This is a genomic window from Sessilibacter sp. MAH1, from assembly GCF_054658315.1.
Genome location: NZ_BAAGIC010000007.1, coordinates 70,670 through 89,844, shown reverse-complemented (window position 1 = coordinate 89,844; position 19,175 = coordinate 70,670). Strand labels below are relative to the sequence as shown.

The window sequence follows — 19,175 nt, the reverse complement described above, 5'->3', positions numbered from 1 at the left end:
TAGAAGAGCGAGGCACTCAGTAATATCTGCAATCATTTCAACAAGGTTGCTGAAAATTACTGAAATAGATAGAAAACTCTGATGAACTTAGAGTGCTCAGAGATACGTATATGTATCGCCAATTTCAAAGGCGGCAAGTGATTGAAATTGTGAAGAAATTGAAAATCACATTGTCAATCTCTGGCCTCTGGTTAAATCGCGGGTGAGTTAATCGGAGGTTCCGATAGATAAAAAAACACACTGTTTGAGAACTCACTGGAGATATTTGAGTGAAAACTCACTCAAATAAACGATTTTTGAGTGGATGACAGTTCTAAATATTGTGTTGAGTTGTGTAAAATCAGTGTTTGCTGGTAATCCTATTAGTGCAGTCGCGAGTTATGTTTCTTAAGCGTGTTTATCCCGCCTGCGTTCTCGCCTAATTCAACCCATTTAAATCCTGTGCGTTCGTTGGTAGGTGGTTGTTAATCACTTATTAATCCGCTGGAGTCTTAGCAGTAATCATTTATTAAAAGTCCTCGATCTTTTGGGGAGATTTGTCCTTCAAAACAGCACTAAGGAAGGACAGCAATTGTTTGAGCGAGAGTATGACGGAAGGTTTTTTAAAGTTTTATCACGGGCTGGTTATCAATCGACCAAAATTAGCGCTATTTTTGGTGTTGCTGATTACCGTTGTTATGGCCGCGGGTTTACCCAATTTTAAACTCGATGCATCTGCCGATGCGTTGACCCTTGAAGCCGATCGCGATCTTGATTACTTCCGCCAGATCATCAAACGCTATGGCGCGGGTGACTTGTTGGTGGTTACTTTTAAACCGCATGATGAGTTGTTCAAAGCGGAGACTCTAGCCACTCTTGAGTCATTGCGGGATGAATTAAAAGGGCTCGATGACGTTGCCAGTGCTTTGAGTATTCTCGACGTTCCTCTGCTTTACAGTCCTATTCAGAATTTAACGCAAATTCGTCAAGGTCTTCGTACACTTGAAACGAGTGATGTCGGTTATGACGATGCGAAAAAAGAGTTTCTAACCAGCCCCATCTATAAAAACCTTATTCTTGGTCCTGATGAGCAAACCACAGCAATTGCACTGAATCTTGCGGTTGATGAAAAGTATATTGAGTTAGTTCGTGCCCGTGATGCTCTGCGCCTTAAGCGCAATCAGTTAGGGTTAACTGAGCAAGAAACCCAGGAATTAGAGCGAATCAGCCATGATTTTTTAGTGTATCGCACACAGGCTGAAGTTAAATCTCATGATCGGGTGCAAAAGGTTCGTGAAATAGCCGCTAAATATAAAGGCGATGCCGAAATTTTTGTTGGTGGTGTAAGCATGATCACCTCCGACATGATTCGTTTTATTCGCAGCGATTTGGTGGTGTTCGGCTCGTGCATTGTTTTATTTATCGTCGCTTTGCTGGCCATTATTTTCAGACGAATCCGCTTTGTGGTTTTGCCGTTAATGACCTCAGTATTGTCGGTAACCATCATGCTGGGCTTAATCAGTTGGCTAGATTGGCGACTGACCGTTATCTCTACCAATTTCGTCGCGCTCTTATTGATTGTCTCGTTGGCCATTACCATTCACTTGGTTGTGCGGTATCGGGAATATCACGCCGAAAATCCCGATTGGAGCCAAGCGCAGCTGGTTATTGCCACCACTAAATTTATGTTCAAGCCGTGTCTTTACACGACTTTGACAACCATCGTGGCGTTCGCATCGCTAGTAGTCAGTGGTATCAGACCAGTGATAGATTTTGGTTGGATGATGACCATCGGCTTGTGCGTAAGCTTTGCCTTGGTGTTTGTGATTTTACCGGCGGGATTGATGTTGCTCTCTCCAGGTAAAGCGCAGGAGGATAAAGTAGGTGACCAACCCTTAACGCTCGCCTTCTCTCGATTTACAGAGCGCCACGGTAAAATTGTGGTGTTGCTAGCATTACTTGCCACCGTGTTGGGCGGTTGGGGAGCAAGTCGATTGCAAGTCGATAACCGTTTTATTGATTACTTCCATTCCAGCACCGAAATCTACCAAGGTATGAAGGTCATCGACCAGAATCTTGGCGGTACCATTTCGTTAGATATTATTCTCGACGTTGATCCTGAATTGGCCCGTATTACCGGCGGTGGTAGCAGCGAAGCGTCACCGGAAGAAGATCCGTTTGCTGAAGCCGATCCGTTCGACGAACCCGACCCGTTTGCGTTTCCCGATCCTATTGTTGAAGAAGATCCATTTGCTGAGGTTGATCCATTTTCCGAACACAACACCAAAGCTCAGCCGGGCAATAGTTACTGGTTTACCATCGCTGGCCTACGAGATTTGGAATCTCTGCAAAATTACCTAAACAGTTTGGATGAGATCGGACGGGTTGATTCCTTGGCGACCTTGTATGAGGTTGCGGTCGATATTAGCGGTGGTTCGCTCAACGATTTTGAGTTGGCGGTTCTGAAAAATAGCTTGCCTCAAGACATTAATAAGATTCTGGTGAATCCTTATTTGGATGTTGAGAGCAACCAAGCCCGCGTTACCATGAGAATTCGAGAAACTGACCCTAACCTAAAGCGTTTGCAGTTGGTGAATAAAATTCGCACGCACATGGTCGACGATCTAGGTTTTAAACCTGAACAGATTCATTTCACCGGTGCGTTGGTGTTGTACAACAACATGCTAGAGAGCTTGTTCCGTTCCCAGATCATGACCTTAGGCGCGGTATTCTTAGCTATCATGATCATGTTTATGATTCTCTTCCGATCATTACTGATCGCGGTTGTTGCCATTATTCCTAACTTGCTTGCGGCTCTTGTGGTATTGGGCGGTATGGGGCTGGCGGGAATCTCTTTGGATATGATGACCATTACCATTGCTGCCATCACCATTGGTATTGGGGTGGATGACACGATTCACTATATCCATCGGTTTATGCGTGAGTACAAAATCGACAACAACTATATTGCCGCGATGCATCGCTCCCATGCGTCCATTGGTAGTGCAATGTACTACACCTCGGTGATTATCATTGTTGGCTTCTCGGTGTTAGCACTGTCGAAGTTTATTCCGTCAATTTTGTTCGGGTTATTGACCGGTGCGGCAATGTTGGCAGCCATTTTAGGCGCGTTAACCTTGTTGCCTAAGTTAATTTTACTCGTCAAACCTTTCTCTAAGTAATCTCTATCGTATTAAGTACTTTGCACCCCAGTTGCTGGCACATACACTGTGACCAGTAACTGATTGAGGGTGATCTATGGACTTTTTGTGGATTTGTGTGGCATTTGTGTTTGGTTTTGCCGCCAAGCAGTTTTCATTGCCACCGCTGGTGGGCTACCTGCTAGCGGGATTCTTATTAAACGCTCTGGGAATTCAACCTTTCGAAGGACTCAACGAACTTGCTGATTTAGGCATTACGTTGATGTTGTTCACCATCGGTTTAAAGCTAAATCTGCGCGATCTTGCCAAAGTAGAAGTCTGGGGCGGTACCAGTTTGCATACGCTTTTGTGGTGCGCGCTTTTATTGGTTGGTGGTTTGGCGTTAATTTGGGTGTTCCCATTCGCAGAAGGCAACTGGTTACTGGTACTTTTAGTGGCTTTTGCCGTCAGCTTCAGTAGCACCGTGTGTGTGATGAAAACCCTTGAGGATAGCGCCGAGCTCAAAAGTCGTCACGGTGATCTCGCCATTGGCGTTTTGGTTATTCAAGACATTATTGCCGTTTTGTTTTTGGTGATCGCGACGGGCAATATTCCAAGTGTTTGGGCTCTGGCGCTACCAGCTTTGTATTTCGCTCGACCCGTTTTAGCTGCTCTGTTATCGCGATGTGGTCACGGTGAGCTGTTAGTACTGGTCGGATTTTTCATTGCCCTAGGCGGTTATAACTTGTTTTATGCGGTTGATGTCAAAGGTGATTTAGGTGCCTTGATTTTAGGTATGCTGGTGGCGGGTTTACCTAAATCGAACGAGCTTTATAAATCTCTGGCGAGTCTCAAAGATTTGTTCTTAGTCGGTTTCTTTTTAACCATCGGATTCAGTGCTTTGCCAACGTGGGAGTTACTGGCTTGGGCGATGCTGATGATTGTATTGCTACCGGTTAAATTTGCCCTGTTCTTTGCTCTGTTTATTAGCTTTAAGTTGCGTGCACGTACCGCCTTTTTAAGTTCTCTGGCGCTTGCAAACTTCAGTGAATTCGGACTAATTGTCGCCAGTAAAGGTGTAGAAAATGGCTGGCTGCCAGAAGATGAACTGGTCATGATTGCCTTGGCGGTCGCAATTTCTTTCGTAGCCAGTTCATTTTTGTATCGTCGGGCGCACACTCTTTATGCTCGCTACAAAGGTTTTCTTGGTCGCTTTGAACATCCAAAAGCCCAAGTCATCCACGGCTATCAACAGCCTTACGGCGCCGAGGTTTTAATTTGTGGAATGGGGCGAGTTGGTAGTGGTGCTTATAATGCGTTGCAGCCTCACCTGCACGAAAAGGTCTGGTGTGTTGAGGTTGACGAGGGGCGTGCAATGGCGGCTCAGAAAAAAGGTCGTAATGTGGTTCTTGGTGATGCCGACGACATCGACTTTTGGGAGCAGTTGGATGTGACTCGCGTAAAACTGATTATGTTGGCGATTCCATCCATTCAAGAAATGAAAAACATTATCTACCAGCTTCGTCAAACGTCATACTCCGGGCGAATTGCGGCTGTTGCTCGCTACGACGATGAGCGCAAAGAGCTGATCAAATTAGGCGCAGATGTGGTTTTCAACTATTACGCAGAGGTCGGTGCGGGTTTTGCGGCAGAATGCGCGCACTTGATGGGGCCGGACGTTAATCCTAACCAATTGGTAATTCAACATTAAAAGCGGCTCCTCCGAGCGAGGAGTCTGCGACACTCAGACTGCCGTTGTAGCTGCTGACGATATCAACTGCAACGGCAAGACCAATACCTTGGCCGGTTTCGGCGGTATCGGCCCGAGCGCCTCGCTCTAAGATGGTTCTGCGATCGGATGCTTTTACGCCTAGGCCGTTGTCTTCAACCAAAATGCTCAAGATCTTGTGACGGGTAGAGACCTTAATGCGGACTTTGCCGCGGCCATATTTACAGGCGTTATCGAGCAGATTTCCGAGCAGTTCTAATAAATCGGCTTGTTCACCAAAGAACAGTTGGTCGGCGTTGATTTCCAGATCAAAACTTGGATTTTTATCTCGATACACTTTGGATAACGCAGAAACTAATCGCTGACAACATTCCAATACCGAATGCCCTTTGCCGGGCTGGCTGGATTGTTGAGTCACCGCTCGCTGCAATTGATGGCGAACAATTTCATCCATTCTGGAGACCTGCTCATCGACGATATCGGGTCGGTCTGAGCTGGAGCGAATCACCGCCAGAGGTGTTTTCAAACTGTGAGCGAGATCGGCCATGGTATTGCGATAGCGATCACGTTGGGCGCGTTCAATTTCTAAGACCTTATTAAGATTGGTGATTACCGGTTGGATTTCGGTGGGATAGGTGCCGCCAAGCGACAGGGTTTCACCCGTTTCAACACGTTTAAGATCTTCAGCCAGATGCGACAAAGGTTTTAAACCCCAGTTTTGAATCCACCAAAGCACAATCACCAGTATCAACGCCAGTGCGCCCAGCCATCGCCACAGTTGTTTTCGGTAGCTGTTGCGCTCGGCGATAAGTGCGTCTTGATCGCTGATGATTTCGAAACGATACAATTTTTCTTGGGTGGGAGATTGTTCCCAGCTGACGTCAAAAATCAGGTTGTGAGCGTCTTTTTTATTCAGTTTACTGTCGTAAAAAACCTCTTGTCCGACTTGAATGGGTAAGTTGATCGGCGCAGGCAAGTCAACGGTCACAGCCGATAACGATTGCCAAATAATCTTATCGGCTTCAATGACGCGTGCGTAAAGACCAGAATCTGGCTGGCTAAATCGAGGTTCTTGAAGTTGCTCCGGTAGCCAGAGTATGCCATCGAAGATTTCTGCGGCGGCAAGCAGCAAATAGATTTGTGTTCGGAGGCGTTCTTGTTCGGCGACTTCTTGGCTGCGAGCGAACGCCCTATCTAATGCAGTGGTTGTGATGGCAAGAATAAAGGGCAGCAACAGGGTGGACGCCAAAATTAGACGCCCGCTTAAGCTTTGGCTCAGATGTTTGATAAACCGCTTGATCACTCGATTACGATTGCGCTTCTAAGTTAAAGCGATAACCTTGGCCTCGAATGGTGGTGATGGGTTTTAGGCTACCGTCTGGATCGATTTTTTTTCTAAGGCGACCCACAAACACTTCGATGGTATTACTGTCGCGATCAAAGTCTTGATCGTAAAGATGTTCGGTTAGCTCAGTTTTAGAAACCACCTTGCCAACGTTTTGAGCCAAGTATTCAAAGGTGTTGTACTCGAAGCTGGTTAGCTCCAGCGCTTGATCATTGAGCTTTACGGTTTTGGCAGCGGTGTCGAGAACGAGAGAACCAAAATTGATGGTTGGACTGGCATGGCCATTGGAGCGACGAATCAAGGCGTTGATACGTGCACGTAACTCTTCGTTGTGAAACGGTTTTACCAGGTAATCATCAGCTCCGGCTTCTAATCCACCAACTTTGTCTTGCCAACTGTCGCGTGCGGTTAAAATAAGAATTGGGTATTTTTTGCCTTTAGTTCGCAGTTGTTTGATGACTTCGATACCGTCGAGCTGAGGTAAGCCAATATCAATGATGGCAAGATCGTAAGGATATTCTTCACCGAGATACAAACCTTCACGACCGTCGTGGGCGGAGTCGATAACGTATCCATCGGATTTAAGAAAACTGCACAGGTTTTCATTGAGTTGTGGTTCATCTTCGACAATAAGTAAGCGCACTAAAATGCCTCGATCTAAAAATTACTGAATATCACCATTGGCGTTAACATTAACGTAGGTGATTTTTCCGGAAGGCAAAAGCAGTTTTACGAGATGGCCATCTGAAGATGGATTCACGCGTAATACTTTGCCGCCAAATCGCGATTTAGCAATGTTTGCCGCGTCGTTGGAATTGATACCCTTTGGCAAAGCATTGCTACTTTGTAGACTATTTTTTCTTTGATCGGATTGTGGCGTCTTTGATAGCGAACCAGGTTGTCGAAAACCTGGGCGCGGATGATTATTTTGATCTTGATTGCCACCGGCTTGGGCAACGGTAAAGTCAAACTGCTTAGCGGCGTGTGCAGGTGTTGTAACCATTGTATTTAACGCGAACGCTAAGAGTAGTGCTGTTACGAACATCCGTAGAGTCTGGTAGTTAGTATTTTCAGCATCAAGACTGCGCAACGCTTTGAGCGAAGCGCTTGGAGTAGTTTGCGGTGAGGCATTGTAGTGCGGTAGCGCCATAATTCCTTCGATGAGCATATGCTGGTATTAAGGTTCAAATTAATGATGCTTAATCGCGCAAAGCAGTCACTAGTGCTAGTGAGTGTGCGCCTGATCACAGTCTATAAAACGGCGAAATACTGCTGTCTTGCAATCTTGTTATGTCTGGTGAGTATAACGATTAAGCGCCCTAAATGCTTATGGAATTCGGGCAAGAAGTGTTGTTTTTACTCGCATAGATCGAAAAGTGCGCGGTACATGTCTTGCCAAAGCAAGTTTAAATTTGCGCGCCTGTTTCTAGTCGCCGATTTGTATAGAAACAAAGACTAGTTCACAGTGCCTGAATGATGGCTGAAATCAATGCACCCGCATTCTGCTTGCTGTGGAATTCGGCGGTGGTATTTCGGTAGGTTTACCGGTGCCGCTGGTGCCAAGTAAAAATCTTGAAAGTGAATGCTTGCTAACTGTGCATAATTTGTTTTATCTCTATTAACTCTTGGTGTTCGTCAATGTCATCGACCGAAGAAATCGCATTATTCCCACTCAACACTCTGTTGGTTCCCGAAATGACTCTGCCTTTGCAGATATTTGAGCAACGGTATTTACAATTGATCAAAGATTGCGTCAAAAACGGTAGTGTCTTTGGTGTTGTGCCTATTCGTGATGGAAATGAGGTTGGCGCAGCGGCCATGATTTATAACGTGGGCGTGGTTGCTAATATCGTTGATTGGAGCCAGGGTGAAAACGGTTTACTGCACATCAAAGTATTGGGTAGTCGAAAATTCCGGGTTTTAAAGACTTGGGTAGAAGACAATCAACTAATGCGTGCACAGGTAGAATATCTTGCCAGCGAAGAGATAATTGCTATCGATGACCAATACGATGGTTTGCGAGCGATTTACGACTCTTTGGCCACGCACCCACAAATTCAATTGTTGAAGCTCCCAAGCATTCAATCTGTCAATCAGTTGGGCTGGTTTTTGACACTGCTTTTGCCAATCAGCCGTGCCGAGCAGGTGGAATTGATCAAGCTGAGCGATCCCGTTGAACGTGTAGAGCGGATATCAGATCAGATTGATCGTATCAGTCGACATTAGCCTTTGCTGGTAAGCTTCCACTTTAAGACAAGTTCACATGAGCAATCATTTACCGTTAAAATGACCGCAATTATTCCGCAAGCTTCCGTTGTGTATATGGATATGTGGGTCTTCAGGGTGAACAATCATATGCACCCAGCGATGGGTGTGATTCGAAATGAATACGACAACAATAAAATCAAGGGATCGCTATGTCTGTTAAAGATTACATGATAGAGCTTGGCAAGAATGCTCGCGCTGCCTCCAGAGTGATCGCTGCGGCGACAACTGGAACCAAAAACGCAGCACTTTTAGCGACGGCTGAGGCTCTCAATGCTTCTCGCGACGCGCTTGCCGAAGCAAACGCCAAAGATTTAGCTGCGGGAAAAGAGCAGGGCTTAGACAGCGCTCTTCTCGATCGACTTGAGCTTACGCCAGCGCGAATCGACAGCATGATTGAAGGTCTTGAGCAGGTTGCTGCACTGCCTGATCCGTGCGGTGAGATTACTGACTTACGCTACCGTCCCAGTGGCATCCAAGTGGGCAAAATGCGTGTTCCTTTAGGCGTTGTTGGCATTATTTACGAATCACGACCCAACGTTACCATCGATGCCGCCAGCCTGTGCTTAAAGTCTGGTAATGCAACTATTTTGCGCGGTGGTAAAGAAGCGCTGCATTCCAATCAGGCTATTGCCCAATGCATTCAAGCGGGTTTAGAAAAAGCGGGATTGCCTGCCGGTGTGGTACAAGTAGTTTCCACCACCGACCGCGAAGCCGTTGGTCACTTAATTACCATGCCCGAGTATGTTGATGTGATTGTACCGCGCGGCGGCAAAGGCTTGATCGAGCGCATCAGTGCCGACGCTAAAGTGTCTGTCATCAAGCATCTTGATGGTATTTGCCATGTTTATATCGACGATCGAGCCGATTTAAATAAGGCGTTCGATATCGCTATGAATTCAAAAACCCACCGCTATGGTGTTTGTAATGCCATGGAAACACTACTGGTAAACAAAGGCGCAGCTGCGGAAATTTTACCGCGCTTAGCAGAAGCTTACTTAGAAAAAGGTGTTGAGCTGCGTGGTTGTGCGCAAACCCAAGCGTTAATCCAGTGCAATGCCGCTACCGAAGAAGATTGGGCGACCGAATATTTGGCACCAGTGTTGTCCATTCGTATCGTCGATGACATGGCTCAAGCCATGGATCATATTGACCAGTACAGCTCTAAACATACTGAGTCGATTGTTACCGAAGACTATACCCGCTCTCGACAATTCGTCAGCCAGGTGGATTCAAGCTCGGTTATGGTGAATGCGTCGACTCGATTCGCAGACGGTTTTGAATACGGACTGGGTGCCGAAATTGGTATCTCTACCGACAAAATCCACGCTCGCGGCCCGGTTGGTCTTGAAGGTCTAACCTCCCAGAAGTGGGTGGTTTACGGAGACGGCCACGTCCGAGTTTAGGTTCAATAACGTTGATGGGTGAGCGACAAGAACAGTTACAAAGACAACTAATTGGTGTTTGGGGCGGAACCTTCGACCCCATTCACAACGCCCACCTAAGACTTGCTCTTGAAATTAAACAGCAGTTGCATCTCGCTGAGATGCGATTGTTGCCTGCCAGTATTCCGCCTCATAAAAGTAACTACCATTGTCGTGCCGAAGACCGTTTGGCGATGGTTAATCTCGCGGTGCAAAGCTGTAGTGAGTTGATGGTTGATGATCGCGAACTTAAACGCGAAGGGCCTTCGTATTCTTACGATACTTTGATAGAAATTCGATCGGAGCTCATGACTAATCAGTCGCTGTGTTGGATTATGGGATCAGATTCTTTGGTGAATTTCAGCTCTTGGTATCGCTGGCGAGAGCTTTTAGATTGTGCGCACATCATTGTTGTGCAGCGGCCAGATTACGACTTTCCTGTATCCGGCGAGGTGGGGGAGTTTTTAAAAATGCATCAATCTTTTGAGCTGGGTGACTTACAAGCATCGCCTGCAGGAAAGATTTTTTGCACACAGCTGCGCATGTTGCCGATTTCATCCAGCGACATCAGAGCGCTTTTAAAGGATGATCGCTCACCGCAGTTTTTACTTCCAGATGCAGTTTTAGATTACATAAAGTCACACAAGCTTTACCATCCGTAACTTTTCGCCGAGCAGCTATTATTTAAACCTGTAGATCTTGGCAGATAGTAGTACAATGATTAGACGACGCCTGTGTTAGCGCGTCTATTTTGATTATTTTTCATTAAAATTCGCGAGGATAGATGACCGAAACCATTCCTACCGACATTAAAAGCGTTGTATTTGAGGCGCTCAGTGATCTCAAAGCCAAGGATGTCGTCGAACTAGATGTAGCAGAACTCACCGATGTAACCGATACCTTGGTCATTGCCAGTGGTACTTCCAACCGACACGTCAAATCTCTTGCTCTACACGTTGCCAGCGAAGCGAAATCTCACGGGATTATGCCTCTTGGTGTTGAGGGTGAAGATCAAGGCGAATGGGTATTAGTCGATTTTGGCGATATCGTAGTGCATGTCATGATGCCTGCTATGAGAGATTTCTACGATTTAGAAAAATTGTGGTCTAAGGCGCCTAAGCACCGTATTGAAACGCCACAAGTCAGTTCCAATTCTGTGTGATGGCTTCTAATCGTTAGAAACTGAGTTGTTATGAGAATTACCATCCTAGCCGTCGGCACCAAGATGCCAGACTGGGTAACTGCGGGCGTGAACGAATATGTTAAACGCCTTCCCCGTGAAATCGATCTGCAAATCCGCGAGCTGGCTCTGGCTCATCGTGGCAAAAACCAATCAACCGCTACAGCTATTTCTGATGAAGGCAAAAGAATGCTTGATGCCATCGATGAAAAAGATTGGGTTGTAGCGTTGGATTTATCGGGGAAACCGTGGAGTACCGAGGTTTTGTCTCAGCAACTCGATCGCTGGAAAATGGATGGCCACAACATCACTTTGTTAGTGGGCGGTCCAGACGGCTTATCCCCAGATTGTATAGCTCGTGCTCAGCAAAAGTGGGCGTTATCGGCCTTGACATTACCGCATCCTATTGTGCGAATTTTGCTGGCCGAACAAATTTACCGAGCTGTAAGTATTTTAAATAATCACCCGTACCATAAATAATATTAAGGAATCTGTGATTAATGCATTGATGAATTAATCGCAGTGTAAAAAGCTTAATGATGTATGGTGATTGACGTTGGTGACGCTTTTTTTGTATCGCTAAAAAGTTCTGAATGAATCAGAATTCCTTTAAACATTATTGAATAATACAGGTCTGAGGCTGCCTGAGCATTTGATGGCGGTCTTTTGTGGCTAGATTTAGAGAAATATTCAAAAACTGTCTAAGCTTGAACGAAAGGCCTTTATGCTAATATTGGCTGAGTTTGAGTGTTTTGTTTTCTAAACTAGAGCAATTTGTAAGATCAGTCTTTAACGTGCATTAACTGCGCGGCTATATAAAAAACATCCAGAGTTGGGTATTCAGTCCCGCTAAGGTATTTGACGGAACAGTCGCAAAACACATGAGCGAACAACAAACATTAAAAGATCATTTTCGAGAGGCGAGGATTTTTCGAAATCGATTGTTTGTAATTGCTTTGTTTATGATTGTTTTATTATCAATTCTGGTAGTGCGTTTCTACAGTTTACAGGTTGTTCACTATAACGACTATGTCACTCAATCCGAGCGCAATCGCGTTCACGTTCGTCCTTTAGCACCTACCCGTGGCCTCATCTACGATCGCAACGGCATTTTACTTGCCGATAATCGAGCCAGTTATACGCTCAGTATTGTTAAGGAGCGCGTCGGTAATCTCGACGAAACTCTTCAAGTCTTGTCGGAATTGGTTGAGTTTGATGAAGGCGACGTTGAAAAATTTCACTCTCGACTAAAACAGCGCCGCCGTCCTTTCGAAGCAGTTCCTTTGCGTTACCAGCTCACACCAGAAGAAATCGCCCGAGTTGCTGTTAACGAGTATCGCCTTGAAGGTGTGGAAGTAGATGCACAGCTCGTTCGCCATTACCCAATGGCCGACCTCTATGCACATACGGTAGGCTACGTTGGTCGTATTAACGAACGCGAACTTCGCTCGTTTTCTGAAGAAGAATATAAGCGTTACAGTGGAACCTACACGATCGGTAAAATTGGTTTAGAACGCCAATACGAAGATTTATTGCTGGGCAAAGTTGGCTTTGAAAACGTAGAAACTAACGCCCGAGGCCGAGTGCTCCGCGTACTTGAACAAACACCGCCTGAGCCTGGTGAGAATTTACATCTGTATTTTGATAGCCAAGTACAACGCGCCGGTTTAGAGGCTTTAAATGGCCGTCGCGGCGCAATTGTCGCGATTGAAATCGAAACCGGTGGCATTCTCGCCATGGTTAGCTCGCCGAGTTACGACCCCAACCTATTTGTTACCGGAATCAGTCATTCTGACTATAACCGACTGACTGGGTCACGAGACTTGCCCTTATTTAACCGCGCCATTCAAGGCGAATACCCGCCTGGCTCAACCATCAAGCCCATGGTGGCTTTGGGCGGTCTTTATCATCGTGTGGTCGATCCTAATGTCGCGATTTATGATCCGGGTTTTTATCAGCTCGATAACGAAGAGCGAAAATATCGCGATTGGAAAAAAGGCGGTCACGGTCGGGTCGATATGAATTCCGCCATTCGTGAATCCTGCGACACTTATTATTACGACCTTGCCTATCGTTCAGGTATCGACAGATTGCATGAGTTTGGAAGTCAGTTTGGCTTGGGCGATTACACCGGCATTGATCTTCCCAGTGAGCGAAAAGGCATTTGGCCGTCTAGAACTTGGAAGCGACAAAACCGCGGTTTGCCTTGGTTTCCCGGTGACACGTTAAACGTTGGCATTGGTCAGGGTGATGTGCTGGCAACGCCCCTGCAATTGGCGGAAATGACCGCAACCCTAGCCAATCGCGGAAAAAGAATTCAACCACGAATAGCACAAAATGTTGATCCGGTAGTTGCAGACTCGGCAGACTCAAAAATGTTGTTAGACGTAGCCGATGGTCACTGGAATTATATTTTTAATGCTATGAGTGAGGTTATGCATCATCCACGTGGTACGGCTTATCGAGTCGGACGCGATATGTCTTTTAAAATGGCGGGAAAATCAGGCACCGCGCAGGTCGTTGGTATTGCTCAAGACGAAGAATACGACAGTGACGCCTTGTCTGAAAGAAATCGAGATCATGCATTATTTGTTGGTTTTGCACCTCTTAATAACCCCAAAATTGCTGTTGCCGTGATTGTTGAAAACGGTGAAGGTGGATCTTCCGAAGCCGCTCCGGTTGTTCGTAAGGTGGTTGAAACCTACTTAGCGATTGAAGAAGAAAAGGCGAGACAGCAGATTTCCAGCGATAAAAATCCTACCGAAAAACAACAGGAGCTTCCGGGTGTCAACGGCTGATTTTTTGCGTCGATTACCGGGGACCTCCTGGGATGTTCAGCGTCAAGATACTTTTTGGAGTCGAATTCATATCGATCTACCTCTGTTAGTGCTTTTGTTGGCGCTCACAGGATTCGGCCTAGTTGTACTCTACAGCGCCGGCGGCGCAGATATTCACTACATTAAGCGGCAGGCGGTATTTTTCGCGGTGGGTTATTGTGTGATGTTCACCATTGCGCAGTTTAACTTGTCGTTTTTAGAGCGGTGGTGCTGGCTTTTGTATGTGGCCGGTGTCGGTTTGCTCGCCGCCGTGTTGGTGGTTGGCGTGGGTGCAAAAGGTGCCCAGCGATGGCTCGATCTGGGCGGCTTTAGGTTTCAACCCTCTGAAATTCTCAAGCTTGCAATGCCGTTGACGATTTCTATGTATTTGTCTCGACGCATGTTGCCGCCACGTTTTAAACACATATTTTTTACGTTGGTGTTGGTCATAATTCCCAGTGTTCTGATTCTTAAACAGCCTGATTTGGGTACATCGTTATTGATTGCGATGTCTGGTCTCATTGTGTTGTTTTTATCGGGGTTGCCTTGGCGTTACATTATTTCTGCTTTGGGATTAGTACTAGCCAGTGCTTGGCCTGCGTGGCATTTTGTTTTACACGATTATCAACGTACCCGAATTCTAACCTTGCTGAATCCAGAGGCCGATAAGTTGGGTGCTGGCTGGAATATCATTCAGTCAAAAACCGCTATTGGTTCCGGTGGAATTACCGGCAAAGGTTGGCTTAACGGAACTCAATCGCAATTAGATTTTCTACCAGAGAGCCATACCGATTTTATTATTGCCGTATTAGCGGAAGAATTCGGTTTAGAAGGTGTGCTTTGTTTGTTAGGGCTTTATATTTTAGTGCTAACTCGCGGCGTTATGATTGCGGCAACTTCGCAAAAAACGTTTGGTCGTTTGCTCGCAGGCAGTATTACCTTCACGCTTTTTGTTTATATCTTCGTTAATATCGGCATGGTTTCAGGATTACTACCGGTTGTGGGCGTTCCCTTGCCTTTTGTTAGTTATGGTGGAACTTCTTTGTTGACGTTAATGATGGGCTTTGGTCTTTTAATGGCGGTGGCAACCCAGCGTCGTAAGGAACCTTAAATACACCTAAAGCCTAGGTAAGAAATGGTAGGAGAGTCAGTGATAAATTTTGTAACCCTTAAACGCGGCTTTAATTTAGCGGTTTTTAGCACGGCTCTTAGTGCTGCTGCGACGGTAGCCTATGCTGGAGATTATTCTAATAATCCCGAAAAGCAAAAATTGGTTGATGAGTTAGTTTCGGAGTACGGATTCAACAAAGAACAACTTAACGCTTGGTTCGATGACGCCGTGCGAAAAGATTCTATTTTAAAAGCCATCGCTCGTCCGGCTGAAAAAAGTAAGCCTTGGAAAGAATACCGAAACATTTTCGTCACTGAGTCTCGAATTTCTTTAGGCGTTGATTTTTGGATTGCCAATCAGGAGACCTTGGCCAGAGCAGAACAAACCTTTGGTGTTCCTGCCGAAATGATTGTGGCTATTATTGGCGTTGAAACGCGCTATGGTAACAACACCGGTGGTTACCGAGTCATTGATGCCTTATCAACATTGGCGTTTGATTATCCGCCGCGCTCTGAATTTTTTCGCAAAGAACTCAAAGAGTTCCTGTTGTTAGCCCGTGAGCAGAGTAAATCACCAGTTGACCTTACCGGATCTTACGCCGGTGCCATGGGTTACGGTCAATTTATGCCGTCGAGCTATCGTGCTTACGCCAAAGATTTTGACGACGATGCTTTTATCGATATTTGGAACAATCCCGTCGATGCTATTGGTTCGGTAGCCAACTACTTTAAGGTTCATGGTTGGCAGGCTAATCAACCTGTTACCGATCGCGTTCGTGTAGATGATAACTTTGATGCAACGCTTTTGAGTGATGATCTAAAACCTTCTCGCAGTCTTGAAGAAATTACCCAGGCTGGATTTACTTTAACATCGATACAAGCTCCACCAACTCCCTTGCGAGTTTTTGAGCTTGAAGGTGAAAAAGGGTCGGAGTATTGGGCGGGTTTCCATAATTTTTATGTGATTACTCGCTACAATCGCTCAACCATGTATGCTATGGCGGTGTATCAGTTAGCTGAAGAAATTAAAAAAGCGAAAGCCGAAAAAACATTCTAGCAATTTATTGATCTTCACGTTTCTAATCAACTACGGTTTTTATGGGCAGTAATCACGATAACTCACGGGTTACTGCCATACGTAAAATCAACCTAACTTCGGCGCCGCGGTAATTGATCGTGGTATGCTACAAAACTTCGATTATTGTCATCGGGTGTAAAGCGTGTTTTTTCAGGGAAATACTGTATTTTGTGGAAAGAGCTTTTTTATAAGCTTTAAACTTATTGTGCTTACGCTGGTTCTATTTATCGGCGGTTGTGCATTCAAATCCTATGACAATACCTCCCAACAAACTCCGGTTCCGCAAGAGTCAAATAACGAAGGACGCTATTCCCAACAACACGATAGCGCACCTGATCAGTCTTACGCTGTCGATCACATTCCCGACGCGGTGCCCATTCCCGAAGAAATAACTCGTGCTGGTAATAAAAGCCCGTACCGCGTTGCCGGACGAACCTATCATGTCCTGTCGAGTGCGCAAAATTATCGCGAGCGAGGATTCGCCAGCTGGTATGGAAAAAAATTCCACGGCCACAATACCGCCAACGGCGAAGTTTATAATATGTTCGGTATGACTGCCGCCCATAAAACTTTACCAATCCCGTCTTATGTGCAAGTAACCAACCTTGAAAATGGCCGCAAGGTAATTGTTCGTATTAATGATCGAGGCCCGTTCCATTCCGGCAGGATTATCGATCTTTCGTACACCGCTGCTAAAAAGCTTGGATTTTTAAATGCAGGTACAGCAAATGTTGAAGTGGTGGCTATAGATCCTATTGCTTGGCAAAAAGAGAATTTAATTTACGGAGAAGGTACCGGTATTATTTCTCCTGCGCCCAGAGTCTCCAATGAACCACCGGCGCCATTAGCTTCAGAAGGCTCCGCTTTACCAGCAAATACTTATCTACAGGTCGGTGCTTTCTCAAGCCAGCAAGCGGCAGAGTTGCATCGAAAAAATATCGCCGTTATTACCGGTTCACCGGTCATTATCAATACACCTGATCCACAAACACGATTGTACAGAGTTCGTATTGGCCCCATTGTCGATAATTTGCAATTGGCAAAACTGCGAAATCTTCTGACGCAAAGTAATGTCACGGGTCATCATCTGGTTTACGAATAAAACCCGTGTGCATATTTTAAATTATTGAAACCGCTGATTAACGCCTCCGTGATTTATCAGAGGACAGAAATTAAAAATGCGATTTCTAATTTCTTCATAATTTCAATTGCTTATCGTTCTTGACATTAGCGACACATACCTAAGTCGCTGGAAACTTCAAGTCAATCAGGGTTTGCTATTGAATTTTGTATATGAAATCAAAATAATTTTGTCGCAGATATTAGCGAAGTGCTTCTTGGTTTGATAAGGTGCTTACGCTTTGCAGTAATTGTTAAAGAAAAAGCACGTCTATTTAAAAAGCTTGTTCGTGTTTTTATTCCAGTTGTATGAATGACTGTGTGCATAAAACTTTTTTTGCGCTTGCTAGGTCATAGTCTCCAAACAATCCACCCAGATAAAAGTACTTATTTTTAATAATATGTCTAATTTTTTAACACGATCTTTTTGGTCTTTATTTGTTATTTTTTTCGTTGCAGTGAATTCTGCTTCAGCCCAACAACTGATTATTCCAGCGCCTCCCCAGTTAGCGGCGTCCAGTTATCTTTTAATTGATGCTGCCACGGGAGAAGTTTTGGTTGAACACAATTCTCACGAGCCATTGCCTCCTGCAAGTCTCACCAAAATGATGTCGAGTTACATTGTTTCAGGCGAAATCGATCGAGGTCATATCAATATGACCGATATGGTGCCCATTAGTGTACGCGCCTGGAAAATGGGTGGCTCAAGAATGTTTATTCGCGAGGGCACCGAAGTTTCTGTTAAAGATTTGTTGCGCGGCGTGATCATTCAATCCGGTAATGATGCGACGGTCGCTCTGGCGGAATATATCGCCGGAAGTGAAGAAGCGTTTGTTGATATTATGAATCAACAAGCTGCTCTATTAGGTATGAACAATACACAATTTAAAAACTCTACCGGTTGGCCCGCCGAAGGTCATCTCACCACTGCTTGGGATCTATCACTGCTAGCGCGGGCTTTAATCAATGATCATCCTGAGCATTACAACATTTATTCAGAACAAGAATTTACCTACGGTGCTCCTGGTGAAGAGACAAAAACCCAATCGAACCGTAATAAACTTTTATTTAGGGATAAGTCGGTTGACGGTATTAAAACCGGTCATACCAACGAGGCTGGTTACTGCTTGGTAGCTTCTGCCGTTCGCGACGACATGCGATTGATTTCAGTGGTTATGGGAACGCGTTCTGAAAGCGCACGTGCGGATGAGTCTCAGAAACTCCTAGCCCACGGTTTTCGTTACTACGAAACGCACAAGCAGTTCTCTGCCGATGAGGTCTTAGCCACCGCACGAGTTTGGGCGGGCCAAGACAATCATGTCGATTTGATCGTTGGTGCAGATCTCGATCTGACCATTCCACGAGGTTCCGGTAAAAACCTTCAATCAGACATTCGTATCGACGAAACCATAAGAGCGCCTATTGAGCAAAACCAAGCGTTGGGTGAAGTCACTATCACCTTAGATGGTGAAGTTGTAGCCAAACATTCTCTGTTGGCTGCTAATGCCGTGGCAGAAGCCGGTTTTCTAGCGCGTCTTTGGGATGGATTAAAGCTGTTCTTTATCAACTTGTTTTCCAGTTAGGCGTTGATGAAAAGCTCTTATCGAAGCCACTGACTAATGCTCATTAAGCTAGTCGATGGTTTCTTCTTTAATGATATTAAGTCCTAAATTCAGTAGACCACAGGCTTCAAACCATGGCAGATGTAAATCCAGAAGACGTTAAAATTCAGTTTCCTTGTCCTGACTACCCCATTAAGGTTATGGGTACCGCCGGTAAAGATCTGCATGCGTTGGTAGTGGAAGTTTTCCATCGACATGCACCCGGATTCGATTCAGAGACGATTGTCATTCGTGATAGTGCTAAGGGAACCTTTCAATCATTGACAGTTACCATAGAAGCGACCGGCGTTGACCAACTACAAGCAATTTTTGATGACCTAAAGTCCAACAAATTGGTTAAAATGGTGCTTTGAAACAAACGCCCGTTA

16 protein-coding genes are annotated in these 19,175 nt (G+C 45.4%); 13 read left to right on the top strand and 3 right to left on the bottom strand.

The window, feature by feature from the left end; translation table 11 throughout:
- Positions 1 to 587: 587 nt before the first annotated feature.
- Together ACYQ28_RS09010 and ACYQ28_RS09005 are read left to right on the top strand one after the other, a co-directional pair.
- On the top strand, positions 588 to 3,161 hold the full coding sequence (locus tag ACYQ28_RS09010; protein WP_460049580.1) for an efflux RND transporter permease subunit: 2,574 nt from the start codon (positions 588 to 590) through the stop codon (positions 3,159 to 3,161).
- Positions 3,162 to 3,237: 76 nt separating this feature from the next.
- On the top strand, positions 3,238 to 4,830 hold the full coding sequence (locus tag ACYQ28_RS09005; RefSeq protein ID WP_460049581.1) for a cation:proton antiporter domain-containing protein: 1,593 nt from the start codon (positions 3,238 to 3,240) through the stop codon (positions 4,828 to 4,830).
- Here the strand turns inward: ACYQ28_RS09005 and ACYQ28_RS09000 are convergent.
- Genes ACYQ28_RS09000 through ACYQ28_RS08990 form a run of 3 tightly spaced genes read right to left on the bottom strand, consistent with a single transcriptional unit; the run spans position 4,805 to position 7,343 of the window.
- Positions 4,805 to 6,097: an ATP-binding protein gene (locus tag ACYQ28_RS09000; protein WP_460049582.1), complete on the bottom strand. Its 1,293-nt coding sequence runs from the start codon at positions 6,095 to 6,097 to the stop codon at positions 4,805 to 4,807. The genes ACYQ28_RS09005 and ACYQ28_RS09000 overlap by 26 nt on opposite strands.
- Positions 6,098 to 6,155: 58 nt before the next feature.
- Positions 6,156 to 6,836 carry a response regulator transcription factor gene (locus tag ACYQ28_RS08995; RefSeq protein ID WP_460049583.1) on the bottom strand — a complete coding sequence of 227 codons (681 nt, stop codon included), beginning with the start codon at positions 6,834 to 6,836 and terminating at the stop codon, positions 6,156 to 6,158.
- Between the two features lie 21 nt (positions 6,837 to 6,857).
- Positions 6,858 to 7,343 carry a hypothetical protein gene (locus ACYQ28_RS08990; RefSeq protein ID WP_460049584.1) on the bottom strand — a complete coding sequence of 162 codons (486 nt, stop codon included), beginning with the start codon at positions 7,341 to 7,343 and terminating at the stop codon, positions 6,858 to 6,860.
- 488 nt (positions 7,344 to 7,831) lie between these two features.
- Here ACYQ28_RS08990 and ACYQ28_RS08985 point away from each other — a divergent pair, with 488 nt between their 5' ends.
- The 11 genes from ACYQ28_RS08985 to ACYQ28_RS08935 all read left to right on the top strand — a co-directional run bounded on the left by ACYQ28_RS08985 (position 7,832) and on the right by ACYQ28_RS08935 (position 19,160).
- Positions 7,832 to 8,419: an LON peptidase substrate-binding domain-containing protein gene (locus ACYQ28_RS08985; RefSeq protein ID WP_460049585.1), complete on the top strand. Its 588-nt coding sequence runs from the start codon at positions 7,832 to 7,834 to the stop codon at positions 8,417 to 8,419.
- Positions 8,420 to 8,610: 191 nt separating this feature from the next.
- Positions 8,611 to 9,864 carry a glutamate-5-semialdehyde dehydrogenase gene (locus ACYQ28_RS08980; protein ID WP_460049586.1) on the top strand — a complete coding sequence of 418 codons (1,254 nt, stop codon included), beginning with the start codon at positions 8,611 to 8,613 and terminating at the stop codon, positions 9,862 to 9,864.
- A 14-nt stretch (positions 9,865 to 9,878) separates the two neighbouring features.
- On the top strand, positions 9,879 to 10,544 hold the full coding sequence (gene nadD, locus ACYQ28_RS08975) for a nicotinate-nucleotide adenylyltransferase (protein ID WP_460049587.1): 666 nt from the start codon (positions 9,879 to 9,881) through the stop codon (positions 10,542 to 10,544).
- Positions 10,545 to 10,666: 122 nt separating this feature from the next.
- On the top strand, positions 10,667 to 11,044 hold the full coding sequence (gene rsfS / locus ACYQ28_RS08970) for a ribosome silencing factor (RefSeq protein WP_460049588.1): 378 nt from the start codon (positions 10,667 to 10,669) through the stop codon (positions 11,042 to 11,044).
- Between the two features lie 30 nt (positions 11,045 to 11,074).
- A complete protein-coding gene (gene rlmH / locus ACYQ28_RS08965; protein ID WP_460049589.1) occupies positions 11,075 to 11,542 on the top strand; it encodes a 23S rRNA (pseudouridine(1915)-N(3))-methyltransferase RlmH in 468 nt (155 codons plus the stop codon).
- Positions 11,543 to 11,943: 401 nt separating this feature from the next.
- On the top strand, positions 11,944 to 13,860 hold the full coding sequence (gene mrdA, locus ACYQ28_RS08960) for a penicillin-binding protein 2 (RefSeq protein ID WP_460049590.1): 1,917 nt from the start codon (positions 11,944 to 11,946) through the stop codon (positions 13,858 to 13,860).
- Complete coding sequence (rodA, locus tag ACYQ28_RS08955) at positions 13,847 to 14,989, top strand: rod shape-determining protein RodA (protein ID WP_460049591.1); 1,143 nt, start codon at positions 13,847 to 13,849, stop codon at positions 14,987 to 14,989. Before mrdA ends, rodA begins: the two co-directional genes overlap by 14 nt.
- Before the next feature lie 42 nt (positions 14,990 to 15,031).
- Positions 15,032 to 16,045: a lytic murein transglycosylase B gene (gene mltB / locus ACYQ28_RS08950; protein WP_460049649.1), complete on the top strand. Its 1,014-nt coding sequence runs from the start codon at positions 15,032 to 15,034 to the stop codon at positions 16,043 to 16,045.
- Positions 16,046 to 16,208: 163 nt separating this feature from the next.
- Positions 16,209 to 17,168 carry a septal ring lytic transglycosylase RlpA family protein gene (locus tag ACYQ28_RS08945; RefSeq protein WP_460049592.1) on the top strand — a complete coding sequence of 320 codons (960 nt, stop codon included), beginning with the start codon at positions 16,209 to 16,211 and terminating at the stop codon, positions 17,166 to 17,168.
- A 418-nt stretch (positions 17,169 to 17,586) separates the two neighbouring features.
- Positions 17,587 to 18,768 (top strand): D-alanyl-D-alanine carboxypeptidase family protein, encoded by a 1,182-nt coding sequence (locus ACYQ28_RS08940; RefSeq protein WP_460049593.1) that lies wholly within the window; start codon positions 17,587 to 17,589, stop codon positions 18,766 to 18,768.
- A 113-nt stretch (positions 18,769 to 18,881) separates the two neighbouring features.
- Positions 18,882 to 19,160, top strand: coding sequence for a YbeD family protein (locus ACYQ28_RS08935; protein ID WP_460049594.1), 279 nt, complete (start codon positions 18,882 to 18,884; stop codon positions 19,158 to 19,160).
- Positions 19,161 to 19,175 lie beyond the last annotated feature (15 nt).